The sequence below is a fragment of the Paenibacillus sp. J23TS9 genome, assembly GCF_018403225.1.
In the GTDB taxonomy this organism is placed as follows: Bacteria; Bacillota; Bacilli; order Paenibacillales; family Paenibacillaceae; genus Paenibacillus_AQ.
This window is the reverse complement of sequence record NZ_BOSG01000002.1, coordinates 595,946-608,903: the sequence shown is the minus strand read 5'-3', so window position 1 is coordinate 608,903 and position 12,958 is coordinate 595,946. Positions and strand designations below refer to the sequence as shown.

The 12,958-nt window shown below is 47.1% G+C and carries 10 protein-coding genes; 9 read left to right on the top strand and 1 reads right to left on the bottom strand.

Annotated features, from left to right (window positions below):
- Nucleotides 1–11 precede the first annotated feature (11 nt).
- The 5 genes from KJS65_RS18200 (at nt 12) to KJS65_RS18180 (ending at nt 7,036) form a co-directional block, all read left to right on the top strand.
- Nucleotides 12–845, top strand: coding sequence for a carbohydrate ABC transporter permease (locus KJS65_RS18200; RefSeq protein WP_213651277.1), 834 nt, complete (start codon nt 12–14; stop codon nt 843–845).
- 109 nt (nt 846–954) lie between these two features.
- Nucleotides 955–2,310, top strand: coding sequence for an ABC transporter substrate-binding protein (locus KJS65_RS18195; RefSeq protein ID WP_213651276.1), 1,356 nt, complete (start codon nt 955–957; stop codon nt 2,308–2,310).
- A 76-nt stretch (nt 2,311–2,386) separates the two neighbouring features.
- Complete coding sequence (locus tag KJS65_RS18190) at nt 2,387–4,159, top strand: cache domain-containing sensor histidine kinase (RefSeq protein ID WP_213651275.1); 1,773 nt, start codon at nt 2,387–2,389, stop codon at nt 4,157–4,159.
- Nucleotides 4,134–5,720: a helix-turn-helix domain-containing protein gene (locus KJS65_RS18185; protein ID WP_213651274.1), complete on the top strand. Its 1,587-nt coding sequence runs from the start codon at nt 4,134–4,136 to the stop codon at nt 5,718–5,720. The genes KJS65_RS18190 and KJS65_RS18185 overlap by 26 nt, the downstream gene beginning before the upstream one ends.
- Nucleotides 5,721–5,917: 197 nt before the next feature.
- Nucleotides 5,918–7,036, top strand: coding sequence for a mechanosensitive ion channel family protein (locus tag KJS65_RS18180; protein ID WP_213651273.1), 1,119 nt, complete (start codon nt 5,918–5,920; stop codon nt 7,034–7,036).
- 102 nt (nt 7,037–7,138) lie between these two features.
- Here the strand turns inward: KJS65_RS18180 and udk are convergent, their stop codons facing one another.
- Nucleotides 7,139–7,774 (bottom strand): uridine kinase, encoded by a 636-nt coding sequence (gene udk, locus KJS65_RS18175; RefSeq protein ID WP_136607735.1) that lies wholly within the window; start codon nt 7,772–7,774, stop codon nt 7,139–7,141.
- Between the two features lie 432 nt (nt 7,775–8,206).
- On the opposite strand from udk, the gene KJS65_RS18170 reads away from it, so the two are divergent.
- From KJS65_RS18170 to KJS65_RS18155, 4 genes are all read left to right on the top strand, one after another.
- Nucleotides 8,207–11,179, top strand: a complete 2,973-nt coding sequence (locus KJS65_RS18170) for an S-layer homology domain-containing protein (RefSeq protein WP_213651272.1) — start codon at nt 8,207–8,209, stop codon at nt 11,177–11,179.
- 283 nt (nt 11,180–11,462) lie between these two features.
- On the top strand, nt 11,463–11,789 hold the full coding sequence (locus KJS65_RS18165) for a DMT family transporter (protein WP_213651271.1): 327 nt from the start codon (nt 11,463–11,465) through the stop codon (nt 11,787–11,789).
- A 282-nt stretch (nt 11,790–12,071) separates the two neighbouring features.
- Nucleotides 12,072–12,491, top strand: a complete 420-nt coding sequence (locus KJS65_RS18160; RefSeq protein WP_136607738.1) for a hypothetical protein — start codon at nt 12,072–12,074, stop codon at nt 12,489–12,491.
- Nucleotides 12,492–12,616: 125 nt separating this feature from the next.
- The gene (locus KJS65_RS18155; RefSeq protein ID WP_136607739.1) at nt 12,617–12,955 is read left to right on the top strand and encodes a transcriptional regulator; all 339 of its coding nucleotides are present in this window, start codon (nt 12,617–12,619) and stop codon (nt 12,953–12,955) included.
- The last annotated feature ends 3 nt before the right edge of the window (nt 12,956–12,958 follow it).

Sequence of the window (12,958 nt, the reverse complement as noted above, 5' to 3'; positions counted from 1 at the left end):
CGGGGTGACTTATGCGTAAACAGAACATGATTGGCAGGACGATTGCCACGATCCTCATGCTGATAGCCGGAATTGCCTTTGTTATGCCCTTTCTGTGGATGATCTCGGCATCCTTCAAGCCGGAGATCGACGTTTTTAAATATCCGATAGAGTGGATTCCGAAGCACTGGAATATAGTTGCCAATTATCATGAGGTTTGGTTTGGGGAGCACCCCTTTTACATCTATTATTGGAATACAATTAAGGTGAGCGTGTTAACCACTCTAATCTCTCTGCTCTTTTCCAGCATGGCAGCCTTCGGGTTTTCCAATTTGGAATTCAAGGGAAGGAACGCCTTGTTCGTCGTGGTGCTGATGACGTTTATGATTCCCAGCTATTCGATCATCGTGCCTCAATTCATGATTTTCAAGTGGCTGCATCTGTTTGATAGTCATCTGGGATTGATCCTCATTGGTTCATTCAGTGCACTCGGAACATTTATGCTGCGCCAGTTTTTTCTCGGTCTTCATAAGGATTATCTGGATGCCGCCAAAATGGATGGAGCCGGAAATGCCAGGATTTTCATCCGTATTGCCGTACCCCTGGTTCGACCGGCGCTCGCAACTTATGCCATTCTCCGGTTTATATGGACCTGGAATGATTACGCCAATCCGCTGATTTTCCTGCGCAGCGATAATCTCGCGACGATCCAGATCGGCATTCAGAAGTTTGCTTCGGAGAGCGGAGCTTATTATTCCCTCATTATGGCGGGCACCGTTTCCGCGATCCTTCCGCTCATCGCCATTTTTGTTCTCGGACAAAAGCAGGTCATTGAAGGCATTGCGCTTGGCGGCGTAAAAGGGTAAAAATAATTCTTAATAAGTAAAAATAGAGACTCTGAGTTCCTTGAGAAACACGGTAAATTTAGGGTGCTATATAAACAAAAGGATCGTTTACAATGGGAGGTTAAAAGAAATGGGGAAAAAATGGTTGTCGGTCCTGACGGCTGCGCTGGTTGCATCGAGTTTACTGGCTGGCTGTTCCGGCGGATCCGGGGAAACATCATCGTCGGAAAATGCTGATCCGAAAAGCAGCACGCCTTCAAGCACCACAGAGCCTGTGAAGATCAAGTTTCTCGGTTGGGAAAAATCATCGGTTTATCAACCTGCTATTGATGCTTTTGAGCAGAAAAACCCTGATATTAAGGTAGATTACGTTCCGCTTGTGGAGAATGACTCCAATGAATCTATCAAAAAAATCGATCTGATGTATGCTTCCGGAGACGACTTTGACGTCTTCACCCTGAATTCCGCACCAGCGTTCAGCCAAAGGGCTTCCAATGGCATGCTCGAACCGCTGGATGACTATCTCTCCAAAGAAGGCGTTAAATACGAGGAGGAGTATAAAGCGGAGCAGCAGAAGGTGAACGATAAGAGATATTCATTGCCGGGCAAATTCGGGCCGTGGTTTATCATTCTGAACAAATCCAAATTAGATGAGGCTGGCTTGCCGGTTCCGACTAGCTGGACCTGGGACGAATTCAGAGATTACGCCAAGAAGCTGACGAAGGGCGAAGGAGCTAATAAGACATACGGCGCCCATTTTCATTCCTGGAAAGACTACTTCCTTCTGAAGCTCTACAGTGCTCCCGAGAACCAGGGAATCATGCAGGATGACGGCATTCATCTGAACGCTGATAATCCGTTAATGAAACAATCTCTTGAGCTCCGCTATGAAATGGAGAAGACGGATAAATCCTCAACTCCGTATCAGGATGTGATTACACAGAAAATTCCTTACCGTGACCAGTACTTCCAGCAAAAAGGTGTTATGATGCCAATTGGACCATGGATGATCTCGGAGGCGGGTGGAACGGATAAAATCCCGGCTACCTTCGTTTCTGCATTTGCGCCTTGGCCGACAAACAATAAAGGCGATGATATTTATTCCTACGGGGGAGCGGATCCGCTTGTCGTTTCTTCCAAATCAAAGCACAAGGAAGAATCCTACAAGTTCCTGCGTTATCTCTCTACGGAGGGCATGGTTTTGACGAAGCAGTTATCCGCATGGAAAAAGGCCGATCTGGATAAGGAAGTAGGCGAAATTATTGCTTCTACTTTATCGCCGGATATGATTGACAAAGCTTCATTGGTCAACACGCTTAGTGTTACTAAACTGCCCGTACCGCCTATCACTGTTTCCTATGCAGCTGATTTGGAAAACGCATACATTGCCGAAGCCGATAACTACATTCTGGGCGTCACCGACATTGATAAAACGATGGACAACATCAAGACGAATCTTCAGAAAATTATTGATGCGAATAAATAGCTTGAATCCTATAATGAAAAGGGGATAAACCATCCCCTTTTTTTATTGTTTTACGGAGGGGAGGCATCTGCCGGCGATGCGGTTTCCAAAATGGAGCTGGAGACAGAAACTTATTATCACATCACTTTTATGTCTTGTTCTCCCTTCGGTCATTACCTTGGTATTGACGGGATTCTATACGAAAAATGAGCTTAGGAACAAGGCCGTCGACAAAGCCGAGCAGTCACTTGAAGTGGCGGATCTCTATGAGTCCAACATTATGAAAGACATGGTCAACGCCTTTAATTCCATCCAGTATGATAGCGCAATGATCACGGACCTGCGCGTGGCCTGGAATAAATACAAACAAGACAACACGGGTACTGTCGATTTTTTCTCTTTTAAGCAAATTACCGAGAAATTGGAGCGTATCACGTTTTTCGGGGGCAAAACCTACGTGACGATTCTGCTCCCTGGCGGCCTCTATTTCAGCAACTATTCTACTTATAAAAATGACTTGAAATATATGTATGGTGAGCCGTGGCTGCAGGAACTGTCCAAGGAGCCGATGAATACGACATCCTGGCTTGGTACTCAACAGAACTACGTCCGGGCAGATGCGGAGATGGCGCCGAATCTGGTCACCATTGTGCGCACATTTCAGCTCTATAATAACGGCGTCAATGCGTACATCATTTTGAGTAAACCTGAAGAACAATTCAGCCAAATCTTCGCCAAGTATGCTTCCGACCAGGTTATGATGGTGCTCGACGCAAAAGGCAGAATCATTTCCCATACCGATCCGGAGCAGATCGGGCAATCTTTTCGGGCCCAGAGCTCCTCCACTGGAGCTTTTGATATCGTTAAATGGAACGGGCTTGAGTATATTTCGGTCAAACATCCACTTCCGTTTGCCGGCTGGAGCATGCAAAGCTTAACTCCTTATGAAAGCGTTACAAGTAAGATTGGCAATATCTTTAGTTACGTATTTGTTTTGCAAATTATATTCTTCATGCTGTTCGCCATAGTTCTTTTCTATTTCTTGAATCAATGGACCAAGCCGATTATGAGACTGGCCCGAACGGCCGCGAAAGTGGAAAAAGGACTGCTGCAGGAACGCTCCAAGGTGAAGGGACAGGACGAGGTAGGCCATTTGGGTCTGGCTTTTGACAGCATGCTCGATCGGGTTGGAGAGATGATTCACCAAATTGAATGGGAGCAGTCCCGCAAACGGATGGCTGAACTGGAGCTGCTGCAGGCTCAGATTAACCCGCATTTTCTGTTCAATACCCTTAATTCTATCCGCTTGCAGGCGATACTTGGCGGAAAGCATGACATTGCGGATAATATAGGTTCGCTGTCTACGCTGCTTCGGATGACGATCAACCGGAACAATGAATTTGTTCCGCTGCATGAGGAAGTCGGAACGATCGAGCATTACATGCGGCTTATGAATTTCAGGCATAGTGAAGGCATCGAGCTGCACACCAACCTGGCCTCGGATACGCTTTTGGAATCGATTCCCCGGTTTACACTGCAGCCGCTTGTCGAGAATGCTTATATACATGGGCTGCAGCAAAAGCAAGGCGAGATTTCAATATCTGCGTGGAAGCAGTCAGGCTTTCTCTTTATACAAATCAAGGATTCCGGAATCGGTCTAACGGAAGAGAAAATGCTCGAAATCCAGAGCGGTTCTCCGGTTTCAGGTATCGGACTCAAGAACGTTAAAGAAAGACTGCAGATTATATATGGAGATTTATTCGCCATGGAAATGTACAGCACGCTTGAATCGGGCTTAACCATTACATTAAGGATTCCATTAACGATTAGAGAGGAGAACAGGGATGTATCAAGTCATGCTGGTCGATGATGATGTGATGGTGCTTAATTTTCTGGAAAAATTGGTTCCGTGGAATGAATTGGGCTTCGAGCTGGCAGGTGCATACACCAATGCGCATGATGCCATTCGTAAGTGCGGCGAGATGGTTCCTGATCTTATCATAACGGACATAGGGATGCCTGTTTTGGATGGTCTTTCTTTTATAAAACAGCTTCAGGCAGGGGCTGCTAAAACCCGCTTCGTGATCTTGTCATGTCATGACGAGTTTCATTTTGCGCAGCAGGCCGTCCAGCTGGGAGTTCAGGATTACATTCTGAAAGAATCGCTCAGCTTGGAGCGCATGAAGGATATTCTCGAAAGAGTGAGAGGCAAAATGGATGACGACCGTCACCTGAAGCTTCATGTGGATCGTTTAAATTACCAGGCCAATCGCAGCCGGGAGGCATTAAAAGAAAAATGGCTTCGGAATCTACTGTCTAGTCCTGTTTTGGAGGACACAACGCTCTATGAACAGCTTCAGGAATATGGTCTGGATATTACGCTGGGACATTTTATTCCCGTATGCTGCAGGATTCACCGTTTTCAGGATGCCATTGTCCGGTATAACAGCGGGGATATGGTGAAATTCATTGTGGAGAATACAGTGGAGGAGCTGCTTCGCGAAGAGCAGAACGTCATCTTTTTCAGCTATTCCGCCCAAGAGTTTTTTTTGCTGTGTGCTTGCCGGAAGGAGCTAATATCGAACCCTTACGATAAGATGGTCCAGATTTCAAATCATCTTCAGAAGGCTTTTACGAAATACCTGAAAATTGAGGTATCCATGCTGATCGGCGAAATGATTAGCAGTGGAGAGGGCATTAAACGGCAGCTGCCGAAGCTGCTTTCATCAGCGGATGATTTTTTCTACTCCAGCGGGCCTGTTATTGTGAAGTCCTTTGATATAGCTCCTAAGGTTCATCAAGAGGATATCTTCATCCATTATTCCGAATACAGCGAAAGACTGAACCACCTGCTAATTGAAGAGAATGGAGACATCGAGTCGGTCATCAAATCATTTTTTGAATTTATTGAAAGCCGAAGATTCCAGCCCTCAAACGTCAAGCAATTTGTCTGGAAGCTGGCGCTTGATCTGCAGCTCAAATTGAAATTCAGTATATATTTTGACACAGAAAAGGTTCAGCATGATATCGCTCAAATGTTGAACGTGAGCGAACTGAGGGATTGGCTGCTGAAGTTCATGAATGAGGCCGTTATTCATGCCGAGCAGATTTCCAAGAAGAGCAAGAAATCGGAAATCATCGATGCCCAGAAATATGTCCAGCTTAATCTGCACCGGAAAATCACCTTGGAGGAAGTAGCGGACCGATTGCATCTGAATCTGAGCTACTTCAGCAGATTATATAAGAAAGAGACCGGTGAGAATTTCATTGAGCATGTCACCCGGATGAAAATGGAGAAGGCGAAGCTGCTGCTGCTTCATCCTGATCATACCGTGGAAAAGGTCGCGCTCATGCTTGGCTACGACAATAAAAGCTACTTTGTGAAGCTGTTTAAGCAGCATTTTGGGTTATCACCAAGCCAGTACATGTAGTTCACGTCAATCTTGAGATAGAGGCACCACAGGCGTAGGCAGCTATAGAATAGAATCTTTCACATCAGGACATCCTTTTCGATGTTCTTTTTTTTCATTGTTTTGCATAGTCTGGTTTGTTGGGTTGTCCTCGTTGCTTAGACAATAGGGTGAAAGAAATGATACAATGATGACTTCAATTTTTTGGGGGTGTCACCATGAAAATTTGGGAATGGGCAGGGGATGTTTACCACCAGATCCGGTGGATGGACATGTTGATCGCCTTCGGTATTATGTTCGTTTTTTTCATCATAAACCGGCTGTTGGTTACATATGTTTTCGCGTTTATTAACAAAAAGTTTAAAGCGGGCGAGCAGACGCTGATGTGGAGGCAGGCTTTTGAGAAGCCGCTGCGGCTGTTTATTGTGCTGCTTGGCGTGTATCTGGGCTTGAACTATCTTTTGCCGCCGCTCTGGCTCACTGCAATCATGCTGGACCGGTGGTTCCGGAGTGCGGTGATTATCCTGGTTGGATGGGGTCTGTTGGTTTTATCCAATCAATCCTCCTTTTTGCTGGAGGAAATCAGCAAGAAGATCCGGCTCGATGATTCCAGCATGCTGATTCCGTTCTTATCCAAGGTGCTGCGGTTTGTTGTATTTGTACTGATCATCACTTTGGTCGCATCCGAGTGGGGGTTCAGCATCAACGGTGTGGTTGCAGGTATGGGGCTGGGCAGTTTGGCGCTCGCGCTGGCGGCCAAGGACACGCTCGGCAATATCATTGGGGGGATCGTCATCATCCTGGAAAAGCCATTTTCCAAAGGAGACTGGATACTCACGCCGAGCGTAGAAGGATTCGTGGATGATATCACCTTCCGGAGCACAAAAATCCGCACCTTTGCGGACGCCTTGGTCACGGTGCCTAATGCCACACTTTCAGGTCAGCCGATTACGAACTGGAGCCGGATGGGCAAGCGCAGGATCAATTTCACTCTGAACGTGGCGCTCGATTCAGACCGTCTGCGGCTGGCAGCAGCTACGGAGCGTCTGGAACGGATGCTAAGTGAAGATGAAAAAATTGATCCGGTAACGATTATGGTCAAGTTTACGGAGTTTCAGGAGAGCAGTCTCGGCATCATGTTCTACTTTTTTACCAAAACGACCGTGTGGGCGGAGTACCTGAAGACGCGGCAGGAAGTGAATTTGATGGTGCTTGAGGTGCTGGAGGAAGAGGGAATCCGGCTGGCATACCCGTCGCAGCGTGTGCTGCTCGAAAAGATGGGGGAAGAGGACGGTGAATACAAGGCTCTTCAATCCTATTCCAATGCGGAATATTGAATAAAGTCAGATCGTATTTAAAAAAAAGCCCCCGGCGCATGAATGCACCGGGGGCTGCTGTATGCCTATACGTATCCGCTGGCTGCGTGATGCAAACAGGGCTTAGTAATCAGACCAATCCCGGTCACCTGACAGGAATTTCTCCGTCAAGATGGACAGGAGCTGAATACCGACTTCGTTCTCCCCGCCTTCGGGTATGATCAGGTCGGCGTATTTTTTCGAAGGCTCAATAAAGGCCTCATGCATCGGCTTTACCGTGGTCAGATACTGCTGGTTTACCGATTGAATGGAACGGCCGCGTTCCTCGATATCTCGCACGACACGGCGTAAAATGCGAACATCGGGGTCTGTGTCGACAAACACCTTGATATCCAGCATTCCGCGAAGATTCTCGTCAGACAGGACATGCAGTCCCTCGATAATAATAATATTGTTGGGTCTCAGTTCCAGCGTTTCAGTTGTGGAACGGGCATGGACCGTGAAGTCATATACCGGTGCGTATGCTGCTTCTCCTGCCCGAAGCTGGGCAAGATGCTCGATCAGCAGCTCATTATCGAAGGCGAAGGGATGATCGTAATTAATCAGTGCCCGTTCCTCCAGCGTGAGATGTTTGTGATCTTTATAGTAGTTGTCCTGGGATATAAAAGTAACTTTACCCGTACCAAGACGGTCAATGACGGAGCGGGCTACTGTCGTTTTGCCGGAGCCTGTCCCGCCGGCGATACCAATAATGAGCATGGCTTGTATATAAACCTCCCTGATCTATTTGCCGGTGCAATTCCAGTATTGTAGCACAGCATGCGCATTTTTTCACCATGGATCCGCACAGGCATGGCACAAAGTGAAAAAATGGCTGATGAAGCTTTTGTACCCGGTTCAATCACCAGCAATCAGTATACCATTTGTTCCGCCCCGTAATCTTCATTTCTGTACAGCCTTTTCTTTCCTGAAACCCATTTTTGACGAAATGAAGGCAGCGGATTCTTTTCTTAATCTGTTCATGCGGAAAATTGCGGATGAAAATTGTCGAAAATTAACTTTTGTTAATTGTTCATGCCATTTTGCATCGATATGATAAGGGTGCCCGGAATCGCCGGGGAAGCTCAGATTGCTGTCAAAAGAAAATACAGCTGCGGCTTTATTTCATTGTGGTAAGGGAGAGATCAAGGAATGAGACGTTTCAAAAAAGCGGCTTTGGCCGCCTCGCTGCTTCTCGGTGTTCAGCAGGCGTTTCCGCTGTTGGCGATGGCGGAAATTTCCGTGAAGCCGTTGGAGGGTAATCCTTACGTTTTTGCTGTCATGGACTCAGAATACGGAAATGAAGAATATGAACTGAAAGTAGAGTCGTATTACGGGGAAGATCAGATGCATGAGGAAGTCAGTCCTGATAACCCAAGCGAGCCTTTTTTGCTTGCTATTGATCCAGCAACATGGGTTCCTTATTTCGACCTGGATAACCCCCATCCCGTAACCTTCCGCGTATCGACCCTCCGAAAGGATGACCAATCAACCGTCGATACAGTGGATTATGAGTGGAGCATGGTATCAACCGTCAAGGGGAGTGTTCCAGTCTCACCTGAGCTGGCATCCCGCATGAGTCTTACGTTGACACCTGATGCCGGGGAGGAAACAACGGTCAGCTTCGGAAATGATGAATTATCCTACGACAGCTCCGATCAGTCTCTGCATTTTGCCATGAATACGATGGGGTCCGGCCCATATACCATCTCTGCTGAAGTGGAAGGACAGCCGTTCGGCAGCTTGGTGGTCAAGCCTGATGACAGTAACCGAACACCAAGAGAGACCCAAGTGGTCGAAGAGGGTGGAGAAAATAAGGTCCATACCTATTTTGATGTCCAGGCAGGGACGCTGTATCCATACACATACAATGATCAAGTAGAATATGAAGATTGGGATGCTGCTTCTGATGGAACGGCTGCTCAAATCACGAGAACAAGCAGCGGAGAGAGAGACGTAGCTAACGTTGAACTGCCTTTTAACTTCCGTTTCTACAACAACATTTATCATCAAATCACCGTTAGTCCCATGGGTGCCTTGTATTTTGGCGACCGTGACTATGACACGATGTACATGGACGAATATCCGGACTTTGAATCCCCTCCGGCGCTTTATCCTTATTTGGGGAATATGGAGATCAAAAGCGGGGACGAAAGATCGGGTATTTATACCCAAATAGTAGGTCAACCGGGTGATCGGAAATTTATCATCCAATGGAACCATATGTATTATGTGGGCGTGGATGCGCCCGTCACGTTCCAAGCTATTTTGTATGAGAAAAGCGGTAATATCCACTTTCAGTATCCACAGATCGAAATGGACGGAGTCGGTGGGGGCCGCTACGATAATGGAGCATCGGCAACAATCGGTATCCAGGATCAGGGAGATCATCATTCAGCCAACTATGTGCTTTATTCGCAGAACGAATCCAGTGTCATGACGGGGCAGGCAATTTGCTTCGGATCACGTCCGCTATGCAGTGGAACCGAGCCGGTGCAGAAATTTAGCGTAACCTATGACAGTAACGGCAGCCTTCAGGGAAGCGTGCCGGTCGATCCATTAACCTATGAAGCGGACGCTGAAGTCATTGTATTGGGTAACCGGGGTGAGCTTAGCATGGAGGGATATTCCTTTGCGGGCTGGAATACCCAGGCGGATGGCAAAGGTACGAACTATCTTGAAGGTAACAAATTCCAGATGAAAGACGGTAACGTCAAGCTTTATGCACACTGGATTAAAAAAGACACCGGTAATCCGGGCGGCGGAGGCTCAGGAGGGAGTGGCGGCACTGCCGGAAATGGCGAGGGATCATCCAGCGGTAGTGGAGGCGGAACCGGAACTGTAGGTACCCCTTCCTCCGGAGGTAATGGTACGACTGTACCTGTTCGAGTAACGGTAGGAGACAAGACATATGATCAGGTGGTTACAACCGGCACCAAGACGGAAAACGGTCAGGCCGTGGTAACGGCCCATATCGATACCGCTGCGATCCAGTCTTTACTAGCCTCTGCCGGGAATCAACCGACAGTTTCGATTCCGGTTACGCAAAATGCCGATCGCTTTGTCATGGAACTAAATGGTGAGGCTCTCCAGGCATTGCAGGATAAGCATGCGATTCTCGAATTTGTTACGCCTAGAGGAATTATTCGATTGCCCGCAGATGCGATTTCTAAAACTCAGCTGACGGAAGGATATGGAGCGGGACTAAATCTGTCCGAGCTTGTGATCCGTCTTGGTGTTTCCAAAGCGGACAAGGCACAGGAAGAGCCTTTGGACATGAAAGCCAAGGAGCAGGGGTTTGATGTTGTTTTGCCGGCCGGGGAGTTTACGGTGAATGCGGTCTATAAGGGTAAGCCGCTTGCGCTTAAATCATTCGGCTCTTATGTACAGCAGATTATCGATATTCCGGACAAGGTGGATGCTGGCAGGATTACAACCGGGGTCATGGTGGAAGAGGATGGTTCTATTCATCCGGTACCAACCTACATCACGGAACGCAGCGGACAAAAAGCGGCTGTGATCAGCAGCTTAACCAGCGGCTGGGTTGCTTTAATCAGCCATCCGAAGACCTTTGCCGATCTGGAAGGAAGCTGGGCCCAGAACATCGTGAACGATATGGCTTCGAGGCTGATTATACAGGGTACAGACGATACGCATTTTATACCGGCGAAGGCCATTACCCGCGGAGAGTTTGCGTCAGCTATGGTTAGGGCACTTGGCATTGCCGACAATGGAAAGAACAGTTCTTATACGGATATGAGTCCTGCTAATCCGTATACAGGAGCAGTGACTCAGGCGAAGGAATTCGGATTGATTACGGGGTATGAAGACGGCACGTTCCGTCCGGATAACACGATTACCCGAGAGGAAGCGATGGTTCTTCTAAACAGGGCAATGAAGCTTACGGGGTTGAACACCCATGTCAGCAACGCTAATGATGTTCTCGCCGGATTTGCTGATAAGGGTTCCATCCACAGCTGGGCCATGGATGCCATTGCCAATGCGGTACAAAGCAAGCTTATGCAGGGCGCTAACGCTGAGCTGCAGCCACAAAGCAGCATTACAAAGGCCGAGACAGCGGCCGTGTTGCAGCGGCTTTTGCTGCAGGCAGGTCTTATCCGATAATCAAATAATGGAAGTTTAAAAAAACGGACACGGGCTCGTGTCCGTTTTTTTATGTGCGAAACTTCTGATATATACGTATTGTCACGGCCCCAGCTCCGGTTTGGGCATCAGCATAATCCAGCAATGCCATCTCGGTTGTTGATTGGGCAGAGGAGGCATGGGTAAGAACATTAGAACTTGCAACGCTATGGAAGCGGCAATGGACAGATGAGAAAGGACTGATCGATATGAAAAAGATGAATAAGCGAAATATTGCATACGCTGGCAAAGAGGTGAGTGGGGGATGAAGGCTTATCTGTTTTTGGCTGTTGCCATTGCTTCTGAACTGTTTGGCACTTCGATGCTTAAAGCGTCGGAGGGATTTTCCAAATGGCTGCCAAGTCTGGCGACCGTGCTGGGTTTTGGCATCGCCTTTTATGCGCTTTCGATCACACTTCAGCATATTCCGATTGGCACAGCCTACGCAATCTGGTCAGGTGTCGGAACGGCGGTGACCGCCATTATCGGTATTGTTGTTTGGAAGGAGGCGGCCAGCATGACGACCGCGGCAGGACTTGTGCTTATTATGCTGGGTGTCGTAATCATCAATCTGAAGGGGGCCGCCCATTGAATATTAGATATTAAAAAGCCGCTGCCCGTGACGAAACCTTTGGGACAGCGGCTTCTTTATTTTAGAGGGTTTCTAAAGCTCCTCATGCAGCCGAGCGGAAAACATACTATTTTCGTACAACGGTTGCTGAACAATTAGCTTATCTGACTATTGGTTCATAATTCTTGAGTTTCATATCGATTTATAATTTATTGAAGGATTACCTAAACATTACATATATAATAACAATTAAACATATTGGACAAATAAGGAACCACCCAATTAAAGAGAGGGGGGAATTACATGAAAAAAATTCAAAACAGCTTTATGGGTAATTTAATTTATTTGGTATTAATTATCGCACTGCTCACTACTGGATCAAAGTTAATCGCCAATCATTATGCCCAGGCAAGAGAGAGCTTCAATTTTAGTCCGATATATATAACGGTCGTAATCATTGTTTGTTACGGGGGTATTGGAGCTCTGCTGGGTTTAAATGGCCTAATTAAAGCTAAAGGGAGTTCACGTATTGATATATCTAGACTTTTGTTACTTACTCTACCATCCTTCATCGTTTCTATGAGTTATATTTGGGCATATTCAGGATTATTTCATTTCAATGAGCCGATTTTTTCATACATTCTCGTAAATGACCATATTCCTATGATTTCAAGTGTTATATTTGGATTTTCTATTACATCCAGTATTAATATAAAAAAATAATAAAACAACTATAACTATGAGCCGGATGATCATGGGAGCGCCGGCCCTGTGGTTGCTCTTTAGCCGGACGTGGGCTATCGTTGGAAGTGATTATGAGATTATAAGGACGGAAAGGATGGATTGGAATGCAAAATAAAGTTATTTTTCTGACCACCGACAGTATGGGAAACGGTGATCCGGGGCTGGGTGCGCAGATTTTGGAAACGTTTTTCACACTGCTGAAGCAGCGCGAGCAGCTGCCTGCGGCCATCTTTTGCGCGAATCGGGGCGTGCTTGCACTGACGGAATTGTCTCTGGCTTCCGTGCATCTGAAGGAGCTGGAGGGCAAAGGTGTGCCCGTGCTGGCCTGTGCCACTTGCGTGGACTATTACGATGTTCGCGAGAAGCTGACAGCCGGTGAAATTTCAAGTATGGGACATTTTATGGAGCTGGCAGACAAATATGAAGTGATGACACTGGCTTAAGAG

Excerpts from the sequence above, each read along its gene's own strand:
- KJS65_RS18155 (WP_136607739.1), top strand. The coding sequence starts at position 12,617 with ATGCAAAATAAAGTTATTTTTCTGACCACCGACAGTATGGGAAACGGT.
- udk (WP_136607735.1), bottom strand. The coding sequence starts at position 7,774 with ATGCTCATTATTGGTATCGCCGGCGGGACAGGCTCCGGCAAAACGACA.
- KJS65_RS18185 (WP_213651274.1), top strand. The coding sequence starts at position 4,134 with ATGTATCAAGTCATGCTGGTCGATGATGATGTGATGGTGCTTAATTTT.
- KJS65_RS18160 (WP_136607738.1), top strand. The coding sequence starts at position 12,072 with ATGAAAAAAATTCAAAACAGCTTTATGGGTAATTTAATTTATTTGGTA.
- KJS65_RS18200 (WP_213651277.1), top strand. The coding sequence starts at position 12 with ATGCGTAAACAGAACATGATTGGCAGGACGATTGCCACGATCCTCATG.
- KJS65_RS18170 (WP_213651272.1), top strand. The coding sequence starts at position 8,207 with ATGAGACGTTTCAAAAAAGCGGCTTTGGCCGCCTCGCTGCTTCTCGGT.
- KJS65_RS18165 (WP_213651271.1), top strand. The coding sequence starts at position 11,463 with ATGAAGGCTTATCTGTTTTTGGCTGTTGCCATTGCTTCTGAACTGTTT.
- KJS65_RS18180 (WP_213651273.1), top strand. The coding sequence starts at position 5,918 with ATGAAAATTTGGGAATGGGCAGGGGATGTTTACCACCAGATCCGGTGG.
- KJS65_RS18195 (WP_213651276.1), top strand. The coding sequence starts at position 955 with ATGGGGAAAAAATGGTTGTCGGTCCTGACGGCTGCGCTGGTTGCATCG.
- KJS65_RS18190 (WP_213651275.1), top strand. The coding sequence starts at position 2,387 with ATGCGGTTTCCAAAATGGAGCTGGAGACAGAAACTTATTATCACATCA.